General features: G+C 73.0%; 22 protein-coding genes and 1 pseudogene. 18 read left to right on the top strand and 5 right to left on the bottom strand.

The window, feature by feature from the left end:
* Positions 1–61: 61 nt before the first annotated feature.
* Positions 62–172, bottom strand: a pseudogene (rpmB, locus tag ACZ6TD_RS15835) (50S ribosomal protein L28); the annotation flags it as partial.
* 216 nt (positions 173–388) lie between these two features.
* Between rpmB and ACZ6TD_RS15830 the strand changes: the two are divergent.
* The 9 genes from ACZ6TD_RS15830 (at position 389) to mutM (ending at position 10,041) form a co-directional block, all read left to right on the top strand.
* A complete protein-coding gene (locus ACZ6TD_RS15830) occupies positions 389–2,215 on the top strand; it encodes a DAK2 domain-containing protein (RefSeq protein ID WP_471357764.1) in 1,827 nt (608 codons plus the stop codon).
* Positions 2,216–2,381: 166 nt separating this feature from the next.
* A complete protein-coding gene (gene recG, locus ACZ6TD_RS15825) occupies positions 2,382–4,529 on the top strand; it encodes an ATP-dependent DNA helicase RecG (RefSeq protein ID WP_471357761.1) in 2,148 nt (715 codons plus the stop codon).
* A gap of 240 nt (positions 4,530–4,769) precedes the next feature.
* Positions 4,770–5,357 carry a 16S rRNA (guanine(966)-N(2))-methyltransferase RsmD gene (gene rsmD / locus ACZ6TD_RS15820; protein WP_471354527.1) on the top strand — a complete coding sequence of 196 codons (588 nt, stop codon included), beginning with the start codon at positions 4,770–4,772 and terminating at the stop codon, positions 5,355–5,357.
* Complete coding sequence (gene coaD, locus ACZ6TD_RS15815) at positions 5,354–5,863, top strand: pantetheine-phosphate adenylyltransferase (RefSeq protein WP_471354525.1); 510 nt, start codon at positions 5,354–5,356, stop codon at positions 5,861–5,863. The genes rsmD and coaD overlap by 4 nt, the downstream gene beginning before the upstream one ends.
* A gap of 107 nt (positions 5,864–5,970) precedes the next feature.
* Positions 5,971–7,059, top strand: a complete 1,089-nt coding sequence (locus ACZ6TD_RS15810) for a cell division initiation protein (RefSeq protein ID WP_471354523.1) — start codon at positions 5,971–5,973, stop codon at positions 7,057–7,059.
* Positions 7,060–7,354: 295 nt separating this feature from the next.
* Positions 7,355–7,945 carry a YceD family protein gene (locus tag ACZ6TD_RS15805; RefSeq protein ID WP_471354521.1) on the top strand — a complete coding sequence of 197 codons (591 nt, stop codon included), beginning with the start codon at positions 7,355–7,357 and terminating at the stop codon, positions 7,943–7,945.
* A gap of 2 nt (positions 7,946–7,947) precedes the next feature.
* Positions 7,948–8,121: a 50S ribosomal protein L32 gene (gene rpmF, locus ACZ6TD_RS15800; RefSeq protein ID WP_037948573.1), complete on the top strand. Its 174-nt coding sequence runs from the start codon at positions 7,948–7,950 to the stop codon at positions 8,119–8,121.
* Positions 8,122–8,140: 19 nt separating this feature from the next.
* Positions 8,141–8,977: a ribonuclease III gene (gene rnc, locus ACZ6TD_RS15795; protein ID WP_471354519.1), complete on the top strand. Its 837-nt coding sequence runs from the start codon at positions 8,141–8,143 to the stop codon at positions 8,975–8,977.
* A 125-nt stretch (positions 8,978–9,102) separates the two neighbouring features.
* Positions 9,103–10,041, top strand: coding sequence for a bifunctional DNA-formamidopyrimidine glycosylase/DNA-(apurinic or apyrimidinic site) lyase (gene mutM / locus ACZ6TD_RS15790; protein ID WP_471354517.1), 939 nt, complete (start codon positions 9,103–9,105; stop codon positions 10,039–10,041).
* On the opposite strand, the gene ACZ6TD_RS15785 is transcribed toward mutM, so the two are convergent.
* Together ACZ6TD_RS15785 and ACZ6TD_RS15780 are read right to left on the bottom strand one after the other, a co-directional pair.
* Positions 9,951–10,430 carry a winged helix-turn-helix transcriptional regulator gene (locus ACZ6TD_RS15785; protein ID WP_471354515.1) on the bottom strand — a complete coding sequence of 160 codons (480 nt, stop codon included), beginning with the start codon at positions 10,428–10,430 and terminating at the stop codon, positions 9,951–9,953. The two genes, mutM and ACZ6TD_RS15785, sit on opposite strands and share 91 nt — an antisense overlap.
* Before the next feature lie 163 nt (positions 10,431–10,593).
* Positions 10,594–11,538 carry a CAP domain-containing protein gene (locus tag ACZ6TD_RS15780; protein ID WP_471354513.1) on the bottom strand — a complete coding sequence of 315 codons (945 nt, stop codon included), beginning with the start codon at positions 11,536–11,538 and terminating at the stop codon, positions 10,594–10,596.
* Between the two features lie 191 nt (positions 11,539–11,729).
* Between ACZ6TD_RS15780 and ACZ6TD_RS15775 the strand changes: the two genes are divergently transcribed.
* From ACZ6TD_RS15775 to ACZ6TD_RS15760, 4 genes are all read left to right on the top strand, one after another.
* Positions 11,730–12,011, top strand: a complete 282-nt coding sequence (locus tag ACZ6TD_RS15775) for an acylphosphatase (protein WP_471354511.1) — start codon at positions 11,730–11,732, stop codon at positions 12,009–12,011.
* A gap of 371 nt (positions 12,012–12,382) precedes the next feature.
* Positions 12,383–12,589 (top strand): hypothetical protein, encoded by a 207-nt coding sequence (locus ACZ6TD_RS15770; RefSeq protein ID WP_037948583.1) that lies wholly within the window; start codon positions 12,383–12,385, stop codon positions 12,587–12,589.
* Between the two features lie 237 nt (positions 12,590–12,826).
* A complete protein-coding gene (locus ACZ6TD_RS15765; protein WP_471354509.1) occupies positions 12,827–16,777 on the top strand; it encodes an AAA family ATPase in 3,951 nt (1,316 codons plus the stop codon).
* Between the two features lie 216 nt (positions 16,778–16,993).
* Positions 16,994–18,412 carry a sugar porter family MFS transporter gene (locus ACZ6TD_RS15760; RefSeq protein WP_471354507.1) on the top strand — a complete coding sequence of 473 codons (1,419 nt, stop codon included), beginning with the start codon at positions 16,994–16,996 and terminating at the stop codon, positions 18,410–18,412.
* 43 nt (positions 18,413–18,455) lie between these two features.
* Here ACZ6TD_RS15760 and ACZ6TD_RS15755 read toward each other — a convergent pair whose 3' ends face one another.
* Positions 18,456–19,442: an LLM class flavin-dependent oxidoreductase gene (locus ACZ6TD_RS15755; protein ID WP_471354506.1), complete on the bottom strand. Its 987-nt coding sequence runs from the start codon at positions 19,440–19,442 to the stop codon at positions 18,456–18,458.
* 205 nt (positions 19,443–19,647) lie between these two features.
* Here ACZ6TD_RS15755 and ACZ6TD_RS15750 point away from each other — a divergent pair, with 205 nt between their 5' ends.
* The 5 genes from ACZ6TD_RS15750 (at position 19,648) to ftsY (ending at position 24,737) form a co-directional block, all read left to right on the top strand.
* On the top strand, positions 19,648–20,052 hold the full coding sequence (locus tag ACZ6TD_RS15750) for a hypothetical protein (RefSeq protein ID WP_471354504.1): 405 nt from the start codon (positions 19,648–19,650) through the stop codon (positions 20,050–20,052).
* Between the two features lie 129 nt (positions 20,053–20,181).
* The gene (locus ACZ6TD_RS15745; RefSeq protein ID WP_471354502.1) at positions 20,182–20,493 is read left to right on the top strand and encodes a hypothetical protein; all 312 of its coding nucleotides are present in this window, start codon (positions 20,182–20,184) and stop codon (positions 20,491–20,493) included.
* Between the two features lies 1 nt (position 20,494).
* On the top strand, positions 20,495–22,627 hold the full coding sequence (locus ACZ6TD_RS15740) for a sensor histidine kinase (protein WP_471354500.1): 2,133 nt from the start codon (positions 20,495–20,497) through the stop codon (positions 22,625–22,627).
* 206 nt (positions 22,628–22,833) lie between these two features.
* Positions 22,834–23,484: a response regulator gene (locus ACZ6TD_RS15735; RefSeq protein ID WP_471354498.1), complete on the top strand. Its 651-nt coding sequence runs from the start codon at positions 22,834–22,836 to the stop codon at positions 23,482–23,484.
* A 35-nt stretch (positions 23,485–23,519) separates the two neighbouring features.
* On the top strand, positions 23,520–24,737 hold the full coding sequence (gene ftsY / locus ACZ6TD_RS15730; RefSeq protein ID WP_452881187.1) for a signal recognition particle-docking protein FtsY: 1,218 nt from the start codon (positions 23,520–23,522) through the stop codon (positions 24,735–24,737).
* Between the two features lie 97 nt (positions 24,738–24,834).
* Here ftsY and ACZ6TD_RS15725 read toward each other — a convergent pair whose 3' ends face one another.
* A complete protein-coding gene (locus tag ACZ6TD_RS15725) occupies positions 24,835–25,506 on the bottom strand; it encodes a bifunctional DNA primase/polymerase (protein ID WP_471354496.1) in 672 nt (223 codons plus the stop codon).
* Between the last annotated feature and the right edge of the window lie 29 nt (positions 25,507–25,535).

Below are 25,535 nucleotides of genomic sequence, written 5' to 3'. Positions count from 1 at the left end.
TGCCGGCCTTGATGCACGAGGTGCAGACGTTGAGCCGCTTCGGGGTACGACCGACCACAGCGCGCACCGTCTGGATGTTGGGGTTCCAACGACGGCGGGTGCGGCGGTGCGAGTGCGAGATGTTGTTGCCGAAGCCCGGCCCCTTGCCGCAGACGTCGCAGTTGGCAGCCACGGGTTACTCCAAAGACGGGTCACCCTCGCTTCCCGCGAGGAGACAGGACACTGAACGGATGCCCCGGGCGTTGCCTGGATCGTGGAGGATCGGCGGCGCCTGGGGGGAATGGCCCGATTCGCATCGGGCAACCGGAGCAGCATACAACGGCCACTCCCGTACAACGAAACTATCATGGCTGCCCCGGCACCCGCCGAGGGCGGCGGCTACCCTGCGATGACGCGATGCCCACCCCGCCCCAGCAGCCTCCGAGGAGGACCTTTCGTGCCGCACACGCTCGATGCCGATGCGGTACGGATCTGGTGCGGGCTCGCCCTCGACGCGCTGGGCCGGGCCCGTGCGGACATCGACGCGATCAACGTCTATCCGGTCGCGGACGGGGACACCGGCACCAATCTGTATCTGACCGTCGAGTCCGCCGCCCGGGCCGTCGACGCCGCCTTCGACGGCCACGCGACCTCGGCCGCCGCGTCCCGCCCCACCCTCGCCGATGTGGTGCGCGCCATGGCCCATGGCGCGCTGATCGGCGCGCGGGGCAACTCCGGCACGATCCTGGCGCAGCTGCTGCGCGGCATGGCGGACGTCCTGGCCGACGGCACGCCGGACGGGGGCCGGGGCGCGGGCGAGGCGGACGGGAACCCGGGCGCGGGAGAGGCGGACGGGCTGCGGCGGGCGCTGCGGCGCGCGGCCGACCTCGCCTACCTGGCCGTCGCGCACCCCGTCGAAGGCACCGTCCTTACGGTCGCCGTGGCCGCCGCGGAGAGCGCGGAACGGGCCACGGGCGACGTCGCCACGGTGGCCCGCGCCGCGTACGAGGGCGCCCGTACGGCGCTCCAGGCCACCCCGGGCCAGCTCGACGTCCTCGCCCGCGCGGGGGTGGTCGACGCGGGCGGCTACGGCCTGGTGACGGTCCTGGGCGGGCTCGCCCAGGCCCTGTCGGGCGAGGCCCCCGCGGCGCTCGCGCCGGCCCGCCCCGGCCGTGATGCCTTGGCGTCCCCCGGGACGGGCGGGCAGGACCTGGCGGGCTGCTCCGCCGACGGCGCCCCGGACGGCGGGCCCGCCTTCGAGGTGATCTACCTCCTGGAGGCCGACGACACGGCCGTGACCGCCCTGAGGGAGCGGCTGGACGCCCTCGGCGACTCCCTGGTGGTCGTCGGCGGCGAGGGCCTGTGGAACGTCCACGTCCATGTGGACGACGCGGGGGCGGCCGTGGAGGCGGGCATCCAGGCCGGGCGCCCGTACCGCATCCGGATCACCCACTTCGCCGGCGCCGCCGTCCGTAAGGCGGGCTCGGGCGGTCCGGACCGGCCGGGCCCGGCCATCGTCCTGCCGGATCAGTCCGGCGCCCAGGGCCCCACGGGCGGCCCGCGCGCCGAGCGCGCGCCCCGTGCCTTGGTCGCCGTCGTCCCCGGCGACGGGCTCGCCGCGCTGTGCGCCGAGGCGGGAGCGACCGCGGTCGCCACCCGCCCCGGGGAGCCGCCCGCCAGCGGTGAGCTGGTGGACGCGGTCCGCCGGGCCCAGGCCCGGGAGGTCGTGCTGCTGCCGAACGACACCGAGCTGCACCACACGGCGGCCGCGGCCGCGGCCGCGGCCCGCGCCGAGGGCGTACGGGTCGCGGTGATCCCCACCCGGTCCGCCGTCCAGGGCCTCGCCGCGCTCGCCGTCCACGAGCCCGGCCGCAGCTTCGACGAGGACGTCGTCGCCATGACCTCGGCCGCGGGTGCCACCCGCTACGCGGAACTGGCCGTCGCCGAGCGCCAGTCCTGGACCATGGCCGGGGTGTGCCAGGCCGGGGACGTCCTGGGCATGATCGACGGCGATGTGGCGGTGATCGGCTCGGAGCTGGCCGCGACCGCCGAGACGGTGCTGGACCGGATGCTGGCATCGGGCGGCGAGATGGTCACGCTGGTGCTCGGCGCGGGCCTTCCGGACGAGGTCGCCGAACGGCTGGAGCGGCATGTGCGGGAGGGGCACTTCGCCGTCGACACGGTCGTCTACCGCGGCGGTCAGCCCACCGCGCCGCTGATCATAGGCATCGAATGAGCCCGGCCGCTCGGAGCGGCCCCCCGATGAACCACCCGCTGGAATCACCCCGCTGGAATCACCCCGCTCGTCATCCCCGATTGTCACCCCCGTGGTGTGCAATGGACGGGTGCCCGTGCTGGATGAACCCCTGAAGAAGGTCCTGGGCGGCAACACCGCGAAGGTGATGGCCGACCATCTCGACCTGCACACCGTCGGCGACCTGCTGCACCACTACCCGCGGCGGTACGCGGAGCGCGGTGAGCTGACCCGGCTGTCCGACCTGCCCCTGGACGAGCATGTGACCGTGGTGGCGCAGGTCGCCGACGCCCGGGTGCACACGTTCAACGGCGGCCGGGGCCGGCGGCTGGAGGTCACCATCACCGACGGCAGCGGCCGTCTCCAGCTGGTCTTCTTCGGCAAGGGCGTCCACAAGCCGCGTACGGAGCTCCAGCCCGGCACCCGCGCGATGTTCGCCGGGAAGGTCTCGGTCTTCAACCGCAAGCGGCAGCTGGCCCACCCGGAGTTCAAGACGCTGGGCGCGGGGAGCGGCGCGGATGCCGTGGAGGCGTTCGCCAATCAGCTGCTGCCGCTGTACCCGGCGTGCAAGCAGATGGAGTCCTGGCAGATCCAGCAGGCCATCGACACCGTGCTCGGCCCGGCCGGCCATGAGGAGGCCGCGCTGGCCGGGCTGATCGACCCGCTGCCCGAGAGCCTGCGCGAGGGCCGGGGGCTGGCCACGCTCCCCGAGGCGCTGCGGAAGATCCACCGGCCGGGCACCAAGGCCGATATCGCGACGGCCCGGGACCGGCTGAAGTGGGACGAGGCGTTCGTCCTGCAGGTGGCGCTCGCCCGGCGGCGGCAGGCGGACGCCCAGCTGCCCGCGGCGCCCCGCAAGCCCGCCCCGGACGGGCTGCTGACCGCCTTCGACGCCCGGCTGCCGTTCACCCTCACCGAGGGCCAGCGCCGGGTCAGCGAGGAGATCTTCGCCGACCTCGCCACCGACCACCCCATGCACCGGTTGCTCCAGGGCGAGGTCGGCTCGGGTAAGACCATGGTCGCGCTGCGCGCGATGCTCGGTGTCGTGGACGCCGGGGGACAGGCGGCGATGCTCGCGCCCACCGAGGTGCTCGCCCAGCAGCACCACCGCTCGATCACCGAGATGATGGGCGAGCTGGCCGAGGGAGGGATGCTGGGCGGCGCCGAGCAGGGCACCAAGGTGGTGCTGCTCACCGGCTCCATGGGCGCCGCGGCCCGCCGTCAGGCGCTGCTGGACCTGGTCACCGGCGAGGCCGGGATCGTGATCGGCACCCATGCCCTGATCGAGGACAAGGTCCAGTTCCACGACCTGGGGCTGGTGGTCGTGGACGAGCAGCACCGCTTCGGGGTCGAGCAGCGCGACGCCCTGCGCTCCAAGGGCAAGCAGCCCCCGCATCTGCTGGTGATGACGGCCACGCCGATCCCGCGCACCGTCGCCATGACCGTCTTCGGCGACCTGGAGACCTCCGTCCTGGACCAGCTCCCCTCGGGCCGTTCCCCGATCGCCTCCCATGTGGTGCCCGCCAAGGACAAGCCGCACTTCCTGACCCGCGCCTGGGAGCGGGTGCGCGAGGAGGTGGCCGCCGGCCACCAGGCGTATGTGGTGTGCCCGCGGATCGGGGACGAGGAGGACGAGTCCAAGGCGGCGAAGGAGAAGTCCGCCGAGGACGAGGCCGAGAAGCGCCCGCCGCTGGCCGTCGTCGACGTCGCCGAGCAGCTCGTCAAGGGCCCGCTGAGTGATCTGCGGGTGGAGGTGCTGCACGGCCGGATGCAGCCCGAGGCCAAGGACGAGGTGATGCGCCGCTTCGCCGCGGGCGAGGTGGACGTCCTGGTCGCCACGACCGTCATCGAGGTCGGGGTGAACGTCCCCAATGCCACCGCCATGGTGATCATGGACGCCGACCGGTTCGGCGTCTCCCAGCTGCACCAGTTGCGCGGCCGCGTCGGCCGGGGCTCGGCCCCCGGGCTGTGTCTGCTGGTGACCGACATGCCCGAGGGCAGCCCCGCCCGGGCGCGGCTGGGCGCGGTCGCGGCCACGCTCGACGGCTTCGAGCTGTCCCGGATCGACCTGGAGCAGCGCCGGGAGGGCGATGTGCTCGGCCAGGCCCAGTCCGGGGTCCGCTCCTCGCTGCGGGTGCTCGCCGTCATCGACGACGAGGAGGTCATCGCGGCGGCCCGGAAGGAGGCGGCCGCGATCGTCGCCGCCGACCCGGAGCTGGCCGGATTGCCGCAGCTGCGCACCGCGCTGGACGCCCTGCTGGACAAGGAGCGCGCGGAGTTCCTCGACAAGGGCTGAGAGCCTGTGTCATGTCCCCGGCCGGGCGTGCGACGCCTGGCACGCGCCCCCAGCTACCGCTGGGAGGTGCCCCCTGACGCCGCACGCTGATCCGACCGGGGACATGACACAGGCTCTGAGCCCGAGGGGAGCGCCCGGCCCCCGCAGGCCCCCGTACGCCATATCGTGGAGGTGCGGCGGCTCCGCCCGGACGGGCACGGGGCGCCGCGCCCCGACCACCGCGAAGGACGGCCCACACCCATGACCCGCGTGATCGCCGGAGCGGCCGGCGGCCGCCGCCTGGCCGTGCCGCCGGGAAACGGCACCCGACCCACCTCGGACCGGGCGCGTGAGGGCCTGTTCTCCACCTGGGAGTCGCTGCTCGGCTCGCTGGACGGGGCCCGCGTCCTGGACCTGTACGGCGGCTCCGGCGCGGTCGGCCTGGAGGCGCTGTCCCGGGGCGCCGCCCACACGCTGCTGGTCGAGTCCGACCCGCGGGCGGCCCGCACGATCCGTCAGAACGTCCGCACCCTCGGACTGCCCGGCGCGGAGCTGCGCACCGGCAAGGCCGAACAGACCATCGCCGGACAGGCCCCCGACACCGGCCCGTACGACGTCGTTTTCCTGGATCCGCCCTACGCGGTCACCGACGCCCAACTCCAGGAGATACTCCTCACACTCCTGGGGAAGGGCTGGCTCGCGCCCGGCGCGCTGGCCACCGTTGAGCGCAGCACACGAGGTGGGGAGTTCGTGTGGCCTGCCGGATTCGAGGGGCTCAGGGCCCGTCGCTACGGCGAGGGCACGCTTTGGTACGGTCGCGCCGCCTCGACGTGCGAGAACGCGTCATGACCGGACCCGAGAGCGAGGAAACTCCGTTGCGCCGCGCAGTCTGTCCGGGGTCGTTCGACCCCGTCACCAATGGACACCTCGACATCATCGCCCGTGCCTCCAAGCTCTATGACGTCGTGCACGTCGCCGTGATGATCAACAAGTCGAAGCAGGGCCTGTTCACGGTGGACGAGCGGATCGATCTCCTCCGCCGGACCACGGAGGAGTACGGAAACGTTCAGGTGGAGGCGTTCCACGGACTTCTGGTGGACTTCTGCAAGCAGCGGGACATCCCCGCGATCGTCAAGGGGCTGCGGGCCGTCAGCGACTTCGACTACGAGCTGCAGATGGCCCAGATGAACAACGGCCTCTCCGGCGTGGAGACGCTGTTCGTGCCCACCAACCCCACCTACAGCTTCCTCTCCTCCAGCCTGGTCAAGGAGGTCGCGGCCTGGGGCGGCGACGTCTCCCACCTGGTGCCGCCGATCGTCCTGGAGGCGCTCGCCGAGCGGCTCGGCCGGAAGTAGCGGCTGACGGGGCGTCAGCGGCTGTCCGGGAGGCGCCCGCTGGCCGTACAGTCGTGCCGTTCGTATTCCGTACCCATCCGCATCCAGACAGTCTGCGAGCACCCACAGTGGACGTGCAGAAGAAGCTCGACGAGATCGTCGATACCGTCGGCGGCGCCCGGTCCATGCCCATGTCGGCCTCGTGCGTGATCAACCGCGCCGAGCTGCTCGCCATGCTCGAAGAGGTGCGCGCGGCACTCCCGGACTCCCTGGCCCACGCCCAGGAGCTGATCGGCGGCCGGGACCAGATGGTCGAGGAGGCCCACCGGGAGGCCGAGCGGATCATCGAGTCCGCGCACGCCCAGCGCGCCTCGCTGATCTCGGACACCGAGCTGGTGCGGAAGTCCCAGGAGGAGGCCGACCGGATCCTCGCCGAGGCCCGCCGGGAGGCCGAGGAGATCCGCGCCGAGGCCGACGACTACGTGGACAGCAAGCTGGCCAACTTCGAGGTCGTGCTCACCAAGACCATCGGCTCGGTCGACCGCGGCCGGGAGAAGCTGCTCGGCCGCGCCCCCGGCGCCGATGACGGCATCGGGCAGCCCGACGAGGGCCCGGAGCGCAGCGCCGACCCGGCCACCCTGCGGCACCGCGCGGACGAGTACGTGGACACCAAGCTGGGAGCCGTCTCCGCGGTCCTCGCCAAGACCCTGGAGGCGGTCGGCCGGGGCCGCCAGAAGCTGCTCGGGGCCCGGCCCGCCGATGAGCTCGGCGCCCATATGGCGGCCCAGGACGAGGCCGGCATGGCCCTGCGGACCACCGACGACGACTATCTGGCGGACCTGGCCCAGTCCCAGGCGGACCTCGCCCAGCCCGTCGCCCCGCCCGACCGGGCGGCCGCCGACGCCGCGTACTACGACGCTACCGCGGGCTACCAGCAGCAGCAGGCGTACGGCTACCAGCAGGCGTACGTACAGCAGGACCCGTACGCCACGCAGGGCGGCGGCTATCAGCAGGACGCCTACGGCTGGCAGCAGCAGCAACAGGCCCAGGCCCAGGGCTACGATCCGAACGCGGCCTACGTGCCCCAGCAGCCTCAGCAGCCGCCCCAGCACCAGCACCAGCAGCAGCAGGCGGGCGCCGCGCTCGACGAGACCAGCCTGTTCGACACGAGCATGATCGACCTCGACCAGCTCCGCCAGTACGAGCAGGGCCGCTGAGCGCTCCGCGGGAAGTGCCGCGACGCGTCGTCGGCTGACTGCGGCGCCGTCGTGGCTGGTCGCGCCCGCGCGGCGGAGCCGTACATCGACACGGCCCCTCTGCCCTCCGGGGCGCGAGAACCCCTTCCCCACCGGGCGGATTGGGTCTACGGCGGCCCGTCCAGTATCCTGGCTCTTCGGTCGCGAGTACGTCCGCGATCTCGGCTGCCCGATTCGTAGCGGATGTTCGGGTGGCCCGCCGCAGCGTAGAAAGCAGGAAGCCCTGAACGCCCGCCTCGACCACCGCGCCCCCCTCGTGTTCGACACGCGCGAGCTGGGCCGTCGTCCCGGTGCGCTCAAAAGGGTCTCCCGCTCCGTGGTGGCACCCAAGGCCCTCGGTATCGAGGTCATCGGGGTGCGGGAGGGCGCGACGATCGAGCTGGACCTCCGCCTGGAGTCGGTCATGGAAGGGGTGCTTGTCACAGGCACCGCCCGTGCGCCGCTCACGGGGGAGTGCGTAAGGTGTCTGGAGCCGCTGGAGCGAGAGCTCGAAGTGGATTTCCAGGAGATGTACTCCTACCCCGACGCCGACGACCGGAGCCGCGAAGCGGATACCGGCGACGACGCCGAGGAGGAGGACACGCTCTTCCTCGAGGCCGACCTGTTCGACCTCGAGCCCGTGCTGCGCGACGCGGTGGTGCTCGCACTGCCGCTGCAGCCGGTGTGCCGGGAGGACTGCCCGGGGCTGTGTGCCGAATGCGGCGCCCGGCTCGCGGACGACCCCGACCACCACCACGAGTCCGCCGACATCCGTTGGGCGGCACTGCAGGGACTCGCCGAGGCCATGAGGGACGGCGAGAAGGACAACGCACCCCGCGAGCGCGGGGATGACTCACAGGAGAAGTAGCCGTGGCTGTTCCGAAGCGGAAGATGTCGCGCAGCAACACGCGCCACCGCCGGTCGCAGTGGAAGGCTGCGGTCCCCAACCTGGTGGCGTGCGAGCGCTGCCACGAGCCGAAGCAGCAGCACATCGCGTGCCCGAGCTGCGGCACCTACAACCGCCGCCAGGTCCTCGAGGTCTGATCGGCGGGTGACAGGCTCTATGTCAGACGCCACCACGCCCCCGCGCAAGCGCGGTGAAGCGGCCCAGGCGGACACGGCCTCGTCTCACACGATCCTGGAAGGGCGGCTCGGGTACCAGCTCGAGTCCGCCCTTCTGGTGCGTGCGCTGACCCACCGCTCCTTCGCGTACGAGAACGGCGGGCTGCCCACCAACGAGCGGCTGGAATTCCTCGGGGATTCGGTGCTCGGCCTGGTGGTCACCGACACGCTGTACCGCATCCACCCCGACCTGCCCGAGGGCCAGCTGGCCAAGCTGCGGGCCGCGGTGGTCAACTCGCGCGCGCTCGCGGAGGTGGGCCGCGGCCTCGACCTCGGCGCCTTCATCCGGCTCGGCCGGGGCGAAGAGGGCACCGGAGGCAGGGACAAGGCTTCCATCCTCGCCGACACCCTTGAAGCGGTGATCGGCGCGGTCTATCTCGACCGGGGGCTCGACGCCGCCGCGGAGCTGGTCCACCGGCTCTTCGACCCGCTGATCGAGAAGTCCTCGAACCTCGGCGCCGGCCTGGACTGGAAGACCAGCCTCCAGGAGCTGACCGCCACCGAGGGTCTCGGGGTCCCGGAGTACCTGGTCTCCGAGACCGGTCCCGACCACGAGAAGACCTTCACGGCTGCCGCCCGCGTCGGTGGTGTCGCGTACGGCACCGGCACCGGCCGCAGCAAGAAGGAAGCCGAGCAGCAGGCGGCCGAGGCCGCCTGGCGCGCCATCCGCGCGGCTGCCGACGAGGCCCAGGCGAAGGCCAAGGCGGCCGACGCCGGAACCGCGGGCACGGCGGCGGACGGCGGAGCCGCCGCCGACACGGCCTCCACGGCACGCTGATCGGCCTTCCCCGACCCGCACCGTCCATCACGTCCGTAACACCCCTCACCGCCCCCGGGCGGACGGCCCGCCCGGGCCGTTCCGCCCGGGGGCGGTGAGGGCTCAAAGGCTTGAGGAGGCCCCCGTTGCCCGAGCTGCCCGAGGTCGAGGTGGTCCGCCGCGGACTGGAGCGCTGGGTCAGCGGACGTACGGTCGCCGAGGTCCAGGTGCTGCACCCCCGCGCGGTCCGCCGCCACCTCGGCGGCGCGGAGGACTTCGCGGGCCGCCTCCGGGGCCGCCGTGCCGGGACGGTCCGCCGCCGCGGCAAGTACCTGTGGCTGCCGTTCGACGACGACGCGCCCGCCGAGTCGGTCCTGGCCCATCTCGGGATGAGCGGGCAGCTCCTGGTCCAGCCGGCCGAGGCGCCCGACGAGAAGCACCTGCGCATCCGGGTCCGCTTCGCCGACGACGCGGGCACCGAGCTGCGCTTCGTCGACCAGCGCACCTTCGGCGGGCTCTCGCTGCACGACACCGTCCCCGGCGACCCGGAGGGACTGCCGGACGCCATCGCGCACATCGCCCGCGACCCGCTGGACCCCGCCTTCGACGAGGCCGCCTTCCACGTCGCGCTGCGCCGCCGCCGCACCACGATCAAGCGGGCGCTGCTGGACCAGTCGCTGATCAGCGGGGTCGGCAACATCTACGCCGACGAGGCGCTGTGGCGCGCCCGGCTGCACTACGACCGGCCGACGGCCACCCTCACCCGGCCGCGCGCCGCCGAACTCCTGGACCATGTGCGCGAGGTGATGACCGCCGCGCTGGCCGTCGGCGGCACCAGCTTCGACAGTCTCTATGTGAACGTGAACGGCGAGTCGGGGTACTTCGAGCGCTCCCTGGACGCCTACGGCCGGGAGGACGAGCCCTGCCGCCGGTGCGGCACCGCGATGCGCCGCCGCCCCTGGATGAACCGCTCCAGCTACTTCTGCCCGCGCTGTCAGCGCCCGCCGCGCCCGGCCACCGCGGCGGCCCGTCCGGCGTCCCGCGCGGCTGCCGCCTCGCCGCTCCCGGCGCGCGTGGTGTCGTAGCGCTCCTGGGCCGTCAGCACCTCGGGCATCCGGTCCTCGACCAGGTGGATCAGGGCCAGCAGCCGCTCGGCGACCGCGCTGCCCAGCGGGGTCAGCCGGTAGTCCACCCGGGGCGGGTTGGTCGGCTGCGCCTCGCGGTGCACCAGACCGTCGCGCTCCAGTGCGTGCAGCGTCTGGGAGAGCATCTTCTCGCTGACGCCGTCGACCCGCCGCCGCAGCTCGTTGAAGCGGAAGGTGCCGTCGTGGAGCGCGCCCAGGATGAGGCCGCCCCACTTGCCGGTCACATGCTCCAGGGTGCCGCGCGAGGGGCAGGCGCGGGCGAACACGTCGAAGGCCAGGTCCTCCGCGTCCACCGCGGAGGACGACCCGCCAGTGCGTTCACTGTCCATGCTCACACCATACGCGCACTCAGCGCTGACTCCAGGGTCGCGCTTTCGGCGGGTGAGTGTGCTGCTCGTGCGGGCATGGGAAAGCCCGGGGCGCCTTAGCGTGCCCCGGGCTTTCCCATGCGGCCGGACGCGGAGGCCCGCTCAGGGGCTTCCGCTCAGCGGCTCAGTAGCCGAAGTCCTGGGTCCACCAGGGGCCGCCGTCGCCGAAGTGCGCGCCGACGCCCAGTCGCTTGAACGAGCAGTTGAGGATGTTGGCGCGGTGGCCGGAGCTGCTCATCCAGGAGTCCATCACGGACTGCGCGTCCGACTGGCCCCGGGCGATGTTCTCCCCGCCGAGGTCCAGGATGCCCGCGCTCTCGGCGCGCTCCCAGGGGCTGTCGCCGTCGGGGTTGATGTGGTCGAAGAACTGGCGCAGGGACATGTCCTCGCTGAAGTCCTCGGCGAGCTGGGCGAGTTTGGAGTCGGCCGTCACGGGGGCGCAGCCGACCTTCTCGCGCTCTTTGTTGACGAGGGTGAGGACTTCGGCCTCCGAGGCGGTCTCGGGGCCGGCCGACTCCGCCGGGGGCGCGGGTGCGGTCGGCTCCGTCGAGGGCGTCCGGGACGGCTTGCCGTGCCCGCCGCCGTTCGCCCCGCCCTTGCCGTTGCTGTTGTCGCTTCCCTTGCCCTCGCCGTTTCCGCCGGGCCGGTCGTTCCCGGAGGGCTCGGAGGGCCCCGGCCGCTCCGGCGGGGTGGTGGAGGGCGTCCCAGAGGGCTTGGAGGGGGTCTGGGAGGGAGTTGTGGAGGGTACGTGAGGGCGGTCGTCACCACGGCTGGGAGGCACCGTGCTGCGACCGGTGGGGGCCGCGGACTGCGAGCCCTGTGTCTCCAGGCCGGAGTCCGAGGGACCGCCCGCCTGAACCTGTCCGGCGGAGTCATTGCCCCCGCCGAGCTTGTAGCCGTTCGGACCCAGTCCGGAGGCCATCGCCACGGCGCCGACCGCGACAGCGGCGGACACGCCCAACAGTCCGGTCCGGACCGGAGCGAGGGGGCTCCGGTGCGGTCCCCGGTGGCGGCCCGCGGCGGCCACCTGCGCCGGGGTACCGGGGGCAGATCGTCGATGGCGGCCCATCTCCTGCCTTCCTTGTGTGCTCGGCGTCAAAAGTCGCTCGAAATGTGTCACTCGTGTGCGCGAGTCATGTATCACTCGTGTGGGTGAGTCCTGTTGAGCCGGGACTGTACGCCATTCGGGCCCCAACGCGCCTGCCTACTGGGCAATTCGATGGTTTAGCGGCTGCTCGGGCGGGGGGTTAGCGTGCGCATATGAACGAAAGAGTCCGCCTCACCGTGTGGGTCCGCGGCCGCGTGCAGGGCGTCGGCTTCCGCTGGTACACCCGGGCCAACGCGCTGCGCATCGGGGACCTCGTCGGCTTTGCCTCCAACCTCGCCGACGGGCGGGTGCAGGTGGTCGCGGAGGGCCCGCGTACGGAATGCGAACAACTGCTCGAATGGCTCCGAGACGGCGACACGCCCGGGAAAGTCGAGGGAATCACCGAGATCTGGGACACACCGCGCGGCGGCTACGACACCTTCGAGATCCGTTGATCAACTCACCGGAGGCACCCTCCGCGGTGCCCCTCTGACCACGCCTTCCCTGCGCACGGTGAGCAGAAATCGGCTGATGGTTGCCAACGGGGCCGCTCCATGGAAGGCTGCGGAGTCACGAAAGATCCCCGACCGCGATGGGTCATCTGGAGAGGGGCGGCACCATGCGCCGCCGGTCTGCTCTCGGCCCCTGCGGGCCCGTCGGCGTGTGATCGTGTTGACCCTCAAACCAATTGGTGAGACGCTGGAAGCCCCGCGCACCTTAACTGTTTGCCGCGCAGCACGGTAGTAATTCGGCAGGCATCGCGGGTGCAAATCCCTCACGACCCACACCGCTTCGGTCGGTCACTCATTGTGGAGGACCATCCATCATGGCAAAGGCGCTTCTCGGTTACGTCGGCGGTTCCGACCCCCGAGTCCTCGCCGAGATGCGACGGCTTCAGCAGCGCGTCCAGGACCTCGAATCCGAGATCGTCCGGATTCAGGCCGAGAACGACGCGCTGTCCGCCGCCGCTCGTCACGGCGACTCGCTGCTCGAAAGCATCGACGTATCCCAGGCGGAGCCTGCGCTCGCCTGACCCAGCCCCAGGGCCGGTCGGGCTGCATCGTCAGCCGCTTGAGAATCCTCAAGGGACGCTTCGGCGTCCCTTCGTCGTATCCCCAGCGTGCCTCCGAGCCACCCTTACCGACTGATGTGCCCCTCTCTCCCAGCGGTGAAACCGATCATTGCTGAAACGGAGAAAAGCGGGACGGGTGCGCCGCGCCACCGTCAGGGGACGGTGCCGGAGGAAGGGCGGCGGGTAGAGTCCAAAGGCGTGCATCTCAAGAGCCTGACCCTGCGAGGGTTCAAATCCTTCGCCTCCGCCACGACGCTCCGGTTCGAGCCGGGCATCACCTGCGTCGTCGGCCCCAATGGCTCGGGCAAGTCCAATGTCGTGGACGCCCTTTCCTGGGTCATGGGCGAACAGGGTGCCAAGTCCCTGCGCGGCGGCAAGATGGAGGACGTCATCTTCGCCGGGACCACCGGCCGCCCCCCGCTCGGCCGCGCCGAGGTCTCGCTCACCATCGACAACGCCGATGGCGCGCTGCCCATCGACTACGCCGAAGTCACCATCACGCGGATCATGTTCCGCAACGGCGGCAGCGAGTACCAGATCAACGGGGACACCTGCCGGCTGCTGGACATCCAGGAGCTGCTCTCGGACTCCGGCATCGGCCGGGAGATGCACGTCATCGTCGGGCAGGGTCAGCTCGACGGGGTGCTGCACGCCGACCCGACCGGCCGCCGCGCCTTCATCGAGGAGGCCGCGGGCGTCCTCAAGCACCGCAAGCGCAAGGAGAAGGCGCTGCGGAAGCTGGACGCGATGAAGGCCAACCTCGCCCGCGTCCAGGACCTCACCGACGAGCTGCGCCGCCAGCTCAAGCCGCTCGGCCGGCAGGCCGCGGTGGCCCGGCGGGCCGCCGTCATCCAGGCCGATCTGCGCGACGCCCGGCTGCGGCTGCTCGCCGACGACCTGGTGACCCTGCGCGAGGCGCTGCGCGCCGAGGTCGCCGACGAGGCGGAGCTCAAGCGGCGCAAGGAGGCCGCGGAGGCCGAGCTGCGCACCGCGCAGCAGCGCGAGGCCGCGCTGGAGGAGCAGGTGCGGCGGCTCGCGCCCCGGCTCCGGGACGCCCAGCAGACCTGGTACGAGCTCTCGCAGCTCGCCGAGCGGGTGCGCGGCACGATCAGCCTGGCGGACGCCCGGGTCAAGAGCGCCACCTCCGCCCCCGGGGAGGAGCGGCGCGGCCGCGACCCGGAGGACATGGAGCGCGAGGCGGCCCGCATCCGGGAGCAGGAGGCCGAGCTGGAGGCCGCCCTGGAAGCGGCGAGCCGGGCGCTGGACGACACCGTGGCGCACCGGGCCGAGCTCGAGCGGAGCCTGGCCGATGAGGAGCGCCGGCTCAAGGACGTGGCCCGCGCCATCGCCGACCGCCGCGAAGGGCTCGCCCGGCTCCAGGGCCAGGTGAACGCCGCCCGCGGCCGGGCCGGTTCGGCCCGCGCCGAGATCGAGCGGCTGGCCGCGTCCCGCGACGAGGCACAGACCCGGGCGGTCGCCGCGCAGGAGGAGTACGAGCAGCTCAAGGCGGAGGTCGACGGACTCGACGCGGATGACGCGGAATTGGCGGAGCGCCACGAGGCCGCGAAGCGCGAGCTGGCGGAGGCGGAGGCCGCGCTGAGCGCGGCCCGCGAGGCGGCGACGGCCGCCGAACGCGAGCGCGCCGCGACCTCCGCACGGCATGACGCCCTCGCCCTCGGCTTGCGCCGTAAGGACGGCACGGGCGCCCTTATGGCCGCCGCCGACCGCCTCGGCGGGCTCCTGGGCCCCGCCGCCGAACTCCTCACCGTGACCCCGGGCTTCGAGGTCCCGGTCGCCACGGCCCTGGGCGCCGCCGCCGACGCGATCGCCGTCAGCGGTCCCCACGCGGCCGCCGAGGCGATCCGCCTCCTGCGGGCCGACGACGCCGGCCGTGCCGCTCTGCTGCTGACGACGCCGGACGCCGAGGGGGAGGAGCCCCCGTCCGCCAACCTCGCGGAGCCGTCGTCCACCGCCTCGGAGCCGGGCAGCTCCGGCGCACCGCACGCCACCTCCACCGAGTCCGCGCCGGGCACCGCCGCCCTCGTGCCGGGGACGCGCGCCGAGGGGGCCGTGCCGGGAGTGCCCGGCCAGGCACCCCCGCCGCGATGGACCGCCGCGTCGGCGGCCGCGGCCTCGGGCGCCGGCGGCAACGCCGGAGGGCCGAGCGCGTGCGCGGGGTCGGAGGCAGGGGTCGCCTTGTCGGGCACAGTGGGCGAGGCTGCCGCTCCGGCGGAGCCCGCGCCCTCGGTTGCCGCCGGGGGGCCGCCCGAACCGTCCGTCTCCACACGCGTACCGCACCCCGTGGGGAGCGGGCCGCACGGGCAGGAGCGGGACCGGGGAGGCGAAGAGCTGCCGCGGGTGGCGGATTTGGTGGATGGGCCGGCCGCGCTGCTGCCCGCCGTAAGGCGGTTGCTCGACGGCATGGTGGTGGTCGAGACCCTGGAGGATGCCGAGGAGCTCCTCACCCGGCGCCCGGAGTTGACGGCCGTGACCGCCGAGGGCGATCTGCTCGGGGCGCACTTCGCGCAGGGCGGGTCCGCCGGGGCGCCCACGCTGCTGGAGGTGCAGGCGTCCGTCGACGAGGCCGCGGCCGAGCTCGAGCGGCTCGCCGTACGGTGCGAGGAGCTGGCCGGGGCGCAGCGCGCGGCGCAGGAGCGGCGGGCCGAGTGCCTGGCGCTCGTCGAGGAGCTCGCGGGCCGCCGGAGCGCGGCGGACCGCGAGAAGTCGCGGGTCGCGCAGTCGCTGGGCCGGCTGGCCGGGCAGGCGCGCGGGGCCGCCGGGGAGGCCGAGCGGAGCGCCGCGGCCGTCGCCAGGGCCGAGGAGGCACTGGAGCGGGCGACCGAGGAGGCCGAGGAGCTCGCCGAGCGGCTGGCCGTGGCGGAGGAGGAGCCGGGGGAGGAGGAGCCCGACACCTCCGTACGCGACCGGCTGGCGGCCGACGGCGCCAACGCCCGGCAGACCGAGATGGAGGCGCGGCTCCAGGTCCGTACGCATGAGGAGCGCGTCAAGGGGCTCGCGGGGCGGGCCGACGCGCTCGACCGGGGCGCGCGCGCCGAGCGCGAGGCCCGGGCGCGCGCCGAGCAGCGGCGCGCCCGGCTGCGCCATGAGGCCGAGGTGGCCTCCGCCGTGGCGTCCGGCGCCCGTCAGCTGCTCGCGCATGTCGAGGTGTCGCTGGTGCGGGCCGAGCGGGAGCGGGACGCCGCGGAGCGCGCCAAGGCCGAGCGCGAGCGGGAGCTGGACACCGCCCGTGGCCAGGGGCGTGATCTCAAGGGCGAGCTGGACAAGCTGACCGACTCGGTGCACCGGGGTGAGGTGCTGGGCGCCGAGAAGCGGATGCGGATCGAGCAGTTGGAGACCAAGGCGCTGGAGGAGCTGGGCGTCGAACCGGCCGGGCTGATCGCCGAATACGGCCCCGACCAGCCCGTCCCGCCGTCCCCGCCCGCCGAGGGCGAGGTGCTGCCGGAGGATCCGGACCATCCGCGCAACCAGCCGGTGCGGTACGTCAGGGCGCAGCAGGAGAAGCGGCTGAAGGCCGCGGAGCGCGCGTACCAGCAGCTCGGCAAGGTCAACCCACTGGCGCTGGAGGAGTTCGCGGCGCTGGAGGAGCGGCACCAGTTCCTGAGCGAGCAACTGGAGGACCTCAAGAAGACCCGGGCCGATCTCCTCCAGGTGGTCAAGGAGGTCGACGAGCGGGTCGAGCAGGTCTTCACGGAGGCGTACCGGGACACCGCGCGCGAGTTCGAGGGCGTCTTCTCGCGGCTGTTCCCGGGCGGGGAGGGGCGGCTGGTGCTGACCGACCCCGAGAACATGCTGACCACGGGCGTGGATGTGGAGGCCCGGCCGCCGGGCAAGAAGGTCAAGCGGCTGTCGCTGCTCTCGGGCGGTGAGCGCTCGCTGACCGCCGTGGCCCTGCTGGTGTCGATCTTCAAGGCGCGGCCGAGCCCGTTCTATGTGATGGACGAGGTCGAGGCGGCGCTCGACGACACCAATCTGCAGCGGCTGATCCGGATCATGCAGGAGCTGCAGGAGGCTTCCCAGCTGATCGTGATCACCCACCAGAAGCGGACGATGGAGGTCGCCGACGCGCTGTACGGCGTCTCCATGCAGGGGGACGGCGTCTCGAAGGTCATCAGCCAGCGCTTGCGGTGACCGTTTCAATACTTGAAGTCAAGGCTTGCCCTCGCGTGTCGGCGTGCTGGAGCGATTTCTTCGTCACACCCTATTGACTTCGAAACTTGAAGGAATAGTCTCTGCAACGTTGCTTTTACCTTCAAGTGGTGGTCGACGTCTCAGCAGCCTCCGCTGGAAGGGCCAGCCGTCCCCCCACGTCCGGCAGCGTTGCCGGGCGGGCGTCAGGAGTTCACGTTGTCCACCACCGTGCAGGCACAGGGAGCCGAGGGCCGCAAGGCCCAGCCGGATCACCTCGGCCACGTCATCTTCATCACCGCAGCCGCCGCGATGGGCGGCTTTCTCTTCGGCTACGACAGCTCGGTGATCAACGGAGCGGTCGAGGCGATCCGCGGCAAGTACGACATCGGCTCCGCGGCCCTCGCCCAGGTCGTGGCCATCGCCCTGATCGGCTCGGCCGTCGGCGCCGCCACCGCGGGCCGGATAGCCGACCGGATCGGCCGGATCCGCGTCATGCAGATCGCCGCCGCCCTCTTCACGATCAGCGCGGTCGGCTCGGCGCTGCCCTTCTCGCTGTGGGACCTGGCCTTCTGGCGGGTGCTCGGCGGCGTCGGCATCGGCATGGCCTCGGTGATCGGCCCCGCCTACATCGCCGAGGTCGCCCCGCCCGCCTACCGCGGCCGGCTCGCCTCGTTCCAGCAGGCCGCGATCGTCGTCGGCATCGCCATCTCCCAGCTCGTCAACTGGGGCATCCTCAACCTCGCCGACGGCGACCAGCGCGGGCAGATCGCCGGCCTGGAGGCATGGCAGTGGATGCTCGGCGTCATGATCATCCCCGCCGTCCTCTACGGGCTGCTGTCCTTCGCCATCCCCGAGTCGCCCCGCTTCCTGATCTCCGTCGGCCGCACCGCCCAGGCCAAGCAGGTCCTGGAGGAGGTCGAGGGCAAGACCGTGGACCTCGATGTGCGGGTCGCCGAGATCGACCAGGCCATGCGCAGCGAGGAGAAGTCGACCTTCAAGGACCTCCTCGGTGGCCGGTTCGGGCTGCTGCCCATCGTCTGGATCGGCATCGGGCTCTCGGTCTTCCAGCAGCTCGTCGGCATCAACGTGGCGTTCTACTACTCCTCGACGCTGTGGCAGTCCGTCGGCGTCGACCCGAGCAGTTCGTTCTTCTACTCCTTCACCACGTCGATCATCAACATCCTCGGCACCGTGATCGCGATGATCTTCGTCGACCGGGTCGGCCGCAAGCCGCTCGCGCTCATCGGCTCCGTGGGCATGGCCGTCTCTCTCGGTTTGGTGGCCTGGGCCTTCTCGGCGCACCTGGTGGACGGCAAGCTGCCGCACACGGAGGGTGTCCTGGCGCTGATCGCGGCCCACTCCTTCGTGCTCTTCTTCGCCCTCTCGTGGGGCGTGGTGGTCTGGGTCCTGCTCGGCGAGATGTTCCCGAACAAGATCCGCGCCGCCGCCCTCGGTGTCGCCGCCTCCGCCCAGTGGATCGCCAACTGGGCCATCACCGCCAGCTTCCCGAGCCTGTCGGACTGGAACCTGTCGGGTACGTACATCATGTACACGGCCTTCGCCCTGCTCTCGATCCCGTTCATCCTCAAGTGGGTGCCGGAGACCAAGGGCAAGGCGTTGGAGGAGATGGGCTAACCCCCCCCGCCACCCACTCCTCGCACAGGAGAACTGCCCCGCCTCAGTCCTTGAGGCGGGGCAGCACTCGTTCCGCGAACAGCCGCAGGGACCGCCAGCCCTCCTCGACCGGCATCCCTCCGCACAGCGGATGGAGCACCAGGCTCGCCGCCTCGCCGCCCTCCTCGGCCAGCGCCAGGCACTCCTCCGGGGTGACGATGCGGTAGACGCCCTCACGGCGCAGCGCCGCCACGTCCTCGGCCCGTGAACGCACCGCCGAGCGCACCGTGCCCTGCTGCCAGGAGGCGTACCTGCGCGCCTCGTACAGCAGATGGGTGCCGTACTCCGCCCAGGCCCGGTCCGGGTCCTCGGACAGATGCAGCAGCGGGGTGGCCGCCGGGGGCATCAGACACCAGCCCTCGGTGCCGTACTCCTCCCGCCGCGCGTGGTAGTACGCCTCCAGTTCCGGCAGATGCGCGCTCGGGAAGAACGGGAGGCCCAGGCGCGCCGCGCGGCGGGCCGCCGCCTGGGAACTGCCGCCGATCAGCAGCGGCGGATGCGGCCGGGTGTACGGGCGCGGGGTGATCCGGACGGTGCGGCCCCGGTACTCGAAGGGCTCGCCCGTCCAGGCCGCGAGCAGCGTCTCCAGCGCCTCGTCCTGGAGCGCGCCGCGCCGCTTCCAGTCCGTGCCCAGGGCCGCGTACTCCTCCGGCCGGTAGCCGATCCCCGCCACCGTGATCAGCCGCCCGCCACTGGCCAGATCCAGCACGGCGAGGTCCTCGGCGAGCCGCAGCGGGTCGTACAGCGGCGCGATCAGCGCCGAGACGGTGACGGTGATCCGGCGGGTGGCGCCCAGCAGCGTGCCCGCGAAGGCCAGCGGCGCGGGCAGCCAGTTGTCGGGGGACCCGTGGTGCTCCTCGGTCTGGAGGGTGGAGACGCCCCGCTCATCGGCGAAGGCCGCCATCTCCAGCGCGGCGCGGTACCGCTCGGACAGGCCGCGCGGAGTCGCGTCGGGATCGACGAGGTTGAGGCGTACGACCGTGACGGGCATGGCGGATGTCCTCCTTCGTCATGGGACGCGGCAGCCGGACGGTAGCTGACGGACCGTCAAATCACCACCGTCATGGCACATTCGGCCCACCGCACGGGCACGGCCGGGGCGGATGACTCATGTGCCTGGGACGCGGGGCGGCCGATGGTGGGGGCCGGCCCGCTCCATGGGCCGCAGCCCGCATACGCCAACTGAGGAGGGGCGCGTGACGATCAGCACGGGGGAATCGCTCATCACCGCGGCCGACATCGACGACCTCATCACCCGGGTCCGGCAGACCGCCGGTGACCCCGGGCCCCTGGAATCCGCCAAGGCCACGCTGTTCTCCGGCGACGGCAGCGACCCCGACCCCGACGTCGCGCGGCTCATCCGGCAGCGGCTGCTGGTGACCGCCCTCCGCCACGGGGGCGCGCTGCTGGCCAAGCTGCTCAGCCGGCTCAGCCCCCGTGAGACCGCGATGGTGCGCCGCTACGCCCACCGGCTCGCGAACTTCCTCGACACGCTGGAGGTCTGGGCGGCGCAGCCCGTCATGCTCGCCCTGATGCGCTTCGGGCTGCCTTACGGAGAGGCGGAGACGATCGCGGTGGCAGTACTGCTGCTCGTGGGGTGAGCACCGGATCCCGCCACCGATGGAAACGGGGGTGCTAGGAGGTCACCGGTTCGGGTGGGCCGGGGCATCCGCGCACTTCGCGGCCGCGGTGGCGGGTAGTGCTCGGGGCGAGACACAAGGAGAACGACCATGCGCCCTACCCGAATCCGCACGGCGATCGCCCTCGGCCTGAGCGCCGGGGCCGTCATGTGGACCGCGGCCGCCTCCCCCGCCACCGCCTCCTCCCTTGCCGCCACGTCGGCCGACACCGACTGGCGGGAGGCGGGGCACTACGACACCACCGCGGCCTGCAAGCGCGTGGGCAAGGCCGGTGTCGAACGGCACAAGTGGGACGAGTACAAGTGCCGCCCCGGCCGTAACGACAACTACGTCACGCTGTGGGTCAGAGGCGGCCGCTCCGGCACGGCGCGCGCCCTGACCGCCGGGCCGGCCGCCGGTTGAGATGCGACGGGCCGCACTGCCGAAGGACCGCGCCGTGCGCGCCGCGGGCGGGGCATCGGTACTGATCGTGGTGGTCCTGGCCGGATGGGTGGCCGGGCTGCTGCGGGTCAACGACGAGTGGCTCGCGCTCGCCTACCCCCATCCCCGGGGCGCCACCGTGCTGACCAGGGTCGCCGTCGGCGTCCCGGTGCTGGGCGTCGGCGTGCTGCTGCTGGCCGAGCGCTCGGCCCGGCGCTACGGCGGCGTCCTGCTGGTGGCCGGCGGCCTGTGGCTGCTGCCCTCGGCCGCCGCCGGACTGCTGGGCCTGGCCGACCTGGGCACCACGGGCGCCGTGCTGTCCCTGCTGCTCGCCGCCGCCAAGATGGCCTGCCGCCCGCTGACCGTACTGCTGCTGCCGCTGTGGCTGTTCCCCCGGTGCGGGCGCCGGCGGTGGCAGTGGTGGGTGATCAGCCTGGGCGCGTCCGGCTACTGGCTGGGGTACGCGGGGCTGTGGCTGATCAGCGAGCCCCGAGTGGGCTCCGTGGCCAACCCGGCGTTCTCCACCGTGAGCGGCCAGTGGGCCTTTGACCACCTCGACGCCTACGCCGAGGCCGAACCCTGGGTGCTGCGCAGCGTCGCCGCGGCCGTGACCGCCGCCCTGTGCGGCCGCGCCGCCGTCTCGCGCGGCGCCGAGCGGCGCGACTGGGCGCTGCTGGCCGCCGCCTACCCCGCCTGCGTCTCGCTCCTGCTGTCCCAGTGGGGCGAGGGCGTGCCCACCATCGTGGCCCGTACGGTCGGCAGCGCCGTATGGGCCGCCGCGATCTGCCTCGGCGTCGCCCGCACCGGCATATGGCGGCTGGACCGCTCCACCAGCCACCGCCTCGCCCGCGCCTTCGTGCTGACCTCGCTGGCCGCCGTGGTGGTCTGCGCGGTCGTCGCCGTCCAGGCCGGACTCCCCTCCGTGCGCAGCGGGGCCACCACCATCACCGCCGGATGCGCCCTGGTGCTGGGCTGGGGGCTGCGGCCGAGCGCCCGCAAGCTCACCCTCTGCGTCGAGCGCGCCTTCTACGGGCCCCGGGCCCGCCCGCACGAAGCCGTGAGCGCCCTCGCCGTACGGCTGCAACAGGCCCCGCACCCGGGCGAGGTGCCGCAGCAGATCTGCCGCAGCGCCGTGGAGGACCTCGGCGTCTCGGGCGCCGCCGTCAGCGTCGACACCCGCGCCGGGCCCCGGCGGCTGGCCGCCGCGGGGGCCCCGCTGACCGGCGCGGTCCAGACGTTCCTGCTGCGCCACCACGGGCGCACCGTCGGCCGGTTGGAGGTCTCCCGCGACGGCTCCGGCACCCCGGCCGAACGCGACAGCGGACTGCTCTCCCTCCTCGCCGACCAGGCCGCCCCCGCGCTCGCCGCGCTGCGCCTGGCCGAGGAGGCCCAGGCCGCCCGCGAGCGCTTGGTGCTCGCCCGCGAACAGGAGCGCCGCCGGCTGCGCCGGGAGATCCACGACGGACTCGGCCCCCAACTGGCCGCCGTAAGGCTGCGCCTGGACATCGCGCAGACCTCCTGCCCGCCCGGCCACCCCGCCACCCCGCAGCTGTGCGAGGCCGCCGAGACGCTCGCCGAGGCCCTGGTCGAGGTGCGCCGGATCACCGCGGGCCTGGCCCCGGCCGCGCTGGCCGAGCGCGGACTGGCCGGTGCGGTCCGCGACCTGGCGCACCGGCTGGGCGTCGACGGCCTGCGGGTCAGCGTGGCCAGCCGCCCCGCCGCACTGCCCCCGCTGTCGCCGGGCGTGGAGACGGCCGCGTACCGGATCGCGGCGGAGTCGCTGACCAACGCCGTACGGCACGCCCGGGCGCGCCAGGTGAGCGTCGAGCTGACCGCGGGCCCGGACATCCTCGAGGTCAAGGTCACCGACGACGGCAGCGGCCTGCGCGAGACCGCGGTGCCCGGTGTCGGCCTCGCCTCGGTCACCGAACGGGCCGAGGAGATCGGCGGCTCCTGCTCGGTGACCGGAGCGGCCACCGGCACGGTGGTCCACGCGGTGCTGCCCCTCGCGGGCCCGGGCGAACACGGCAATCCGGAGGAGCACCGGAAGCCCACCGGCCACGAGGCGTGCCGGGCCCTCCTCAAGACCAGCAGACCGATGAGCCGGGCGCCGTAGGGCTTCCCGCCTCTGGGGTCTTCCGGCGAGAGAGCCGAAGGGGCGCGTCGCTGTCGTAAGGGAGAGCGCGCGCAGGGAGCGAGGGCTGCGATTGATTTGCGGCTGCCGCCGCGTGGGCGACCGAGCACGGTCGACCGTCGACAGGGGGCACCTCCCAGCGGTAGCTGGGGGAGAACCGAGCCTCGAAAAAGAAAGGCGGGCGAAGCGTGTCGCAGTGGCGGGTACTGCTGGTGGACGATCATCCCCTCTTCCGGGAGGGTCTGGCCGCCGCCGTCAATCTCGATGACGCGTTCACCGTCGTCGGCCAGGCGGCCTGCGCGGACGGGGCGATGGCCGAGGCCGTGCGCACCGGTCCGGATCTGGTGATGATGGATCTCGCGCTGCCGGGCCGGTCCGGGCTGGAGGCGACCCGGCGGATCCTGTGCGATCACCCCGAGATCCGGGTGCTGGTCATGACGATGTCCGAGGACGACGACAGCTTGCTGGCCGCCCTGCGCGCCGGAGCCCGCGGCTATCTCCTCAAGGGCGCGGGCCGGGACGAGATCCTGCGGGCCCTGCACACCGTGGCGCGCGGCGGCGCGGTGTTCAGCCCGCGGATGGCCGAGCGGCTCGGGGCGCTGGTCGGCGCGTCGGGCTCGGCGTCCGCGAAGGAGGCGTTCCCGACGCTGACCGCCCGGGAGCTGGAGGTGCTGGATCTGCTCGCGGCCGGGCTCGGCTACCGCCAGATCGCCCAGCGGCTGGTGGTGACGGACAAGACGGTGCGCAATCACGTCGGATCGATCTTCGCCAAGCTCCAGGTGCGCGACCGCGCCCAGGCGATCGTGCGCGCCCGGCGGGCCGGGCTGGGAGGCGAATGACTCGCTCCCCCTCGTGGCTGATACTGGGGGGCGTTATGGAATACCTCATCCTTGCCGTAGTCATCGCTGTGGTCGCGGTCGCCGCGATCAGCGGGCTCGTGATCAGCGGCCGCAAGAAGAAGCGGCTGCCCCCGCCCCCGCCGAGCAGCCCCACCGTCACCGCGCCGCCCGCCGAACCGCACGTCGGCGAGGAGGCCGAAACCCCGCGTGAGGAACCACGCAGAACCATCGAGGAGGTGGACCTCCCGGGGGCCGAGGCCCCGGCCGCGACCGCGGAGGCACCCGCGCCCGAGGTCCCGCCGATCGAGGTCCCGGAGCCGACCGCCGGCCGGCTGGTCCGGCTGCGCGCCCGGCTGTCCCGGTCCCAGAACACTCTGGGCAAGGGGCTGCTGACGCTGCTGTCCCGGGAGCACCTCGACGACGAGACCTGGGAGGAGGTCGAGGACACGCTGCTGACCGCGGACGTCGGCGTGGCGCCGACGCAGGAGCTGGTCGAGCGGCTGCGGGAGCGTGTGAAGGTGCTCGGCACCCGTACGCCCGACGAGCTGCGCGGTCTGCTGCGCGAGGAGCTGCTGCACCTCATCGGCACCGAGGCCGACCGTTCGGTGCACACCGAGAGCGGTGTGGGCGCGAACGGTGAGGAGAAACCGGGCGTCGTCATGGTCGTCGGCGTCAATGGCACCGGTAAGACGACCACGACCGGCAAGCTGGCCCGGGTGCTCGTGGCCGACGGCAAGTCCGTGGTGCTCGGCGCGGCCGACACCTTCCGTGCCGCCGCCGCAGATCAGCTCCAGACCTGGGGCGAGCGGGTCGGTGCCCGTACGGTCCGGGGGCCGGAGGCCGGCGATCCGGCGTCGGTCGCCTTCGACGCGGTGAAGGAGGGCATCGCCGAGAGCGCGGATGTCGTCCTGATCGACACCGCCGGGCGGCTGCACACCAAGACCGGTCTGATGGACGAGCTGGGCAAGGTCAAGCGGGTCGTGGAGAAGCACGGCGCGGTGGACGAGGTGCTGCTGGTCCTGGACGCCACGACCGGGCAGAACGGCCTGGTGCAGGCGCGGGTGTTCGCCGAGGTGGTGGACATCACCGGCATCGTGCTGACCAAGCTGGACGGCACGGCCAAGGGCGGCATCGTGGTGGCGGTCCAGCGCGAGCTGAACGTCCCGGTCAAGCTGGTGGGCCTGGGCGAGGGCGCGGACGATCTCGCGCCGTTCGAGCCGGAGGCGTTCGTCGACGCGCTGATCGGCGGCTGAGGCCCGTGGTGGGGGGATCACCCGTATCGCGCCGGACGGGCCGGGGTCGAATTCCCGGCCCGTCCGGCGTTTCGCGCAGGCGGCGGACCGGCGGGGATCAGCCCCCGGCCCGATGACTCAGATAGGCCAGGGTCCCCAGGACCAGCCGGGCGTGCGGCGGGCGGTCCGCGGTGTCGAGGGTCGGCGGGCGCAGCCAGCGGACCGGTCCGAGGCCGCCGAGGTCCGAGGGCGGGGCGGTGATGTGGTCGCCCGGGCCCAGACAGCGCAGATCGAGGTCGGCGTCGTCCCAGCCCATGCGGTACAGCAGCTCGGGCAGTTCGGCGGCGGCGCCTGGGGCGACGAAGAACTGGGCGCGCCCGTGCGGGGTGGCGGCCACCGGGCCGAGGGGCAGCCCCATCCGCTCCAGCCGGACCAGCGCGTGTCCACCCGCGTACTCCGAGACCTCCAGGACGTCGAACGAGCGGCCCACGGGGAGCAGTACGGCCGCCCCGGGGACCCGCTCCCACGCGGCCGCGGCGGCGTCCAGCGTGGCGCCCGCCGGGACGCCGGGGGCGAAGGCGAGCGGATGCGCCCCGGGGGAGGGACAGTCCCGGTCACCGCATGAACATTCGTTTCTGCCGCCCCCCGAGCCCCGTGCCGCCCGCGCGCCCGGCACCACGTCCCAGCCCCACAGACCGGTGTACTCCGCCACCGTCGTGGACTCGGACGTACGGCTGCGGCGCCGTGAGCCGGACCGCATGTCCCGGATGCCGCCGATCGTGAAGCCCATGCCCCCTCCAACGGGTCCCGCTCTCGATG

Source organism: Streptomyces yongxingensis, from assembly GCF_055597465.1.
The sequence above is the reverse complement of the archived record's forward strand: the minus strand, read 5'-3'. Positions and strand labels throughout refer to the sequence as shown.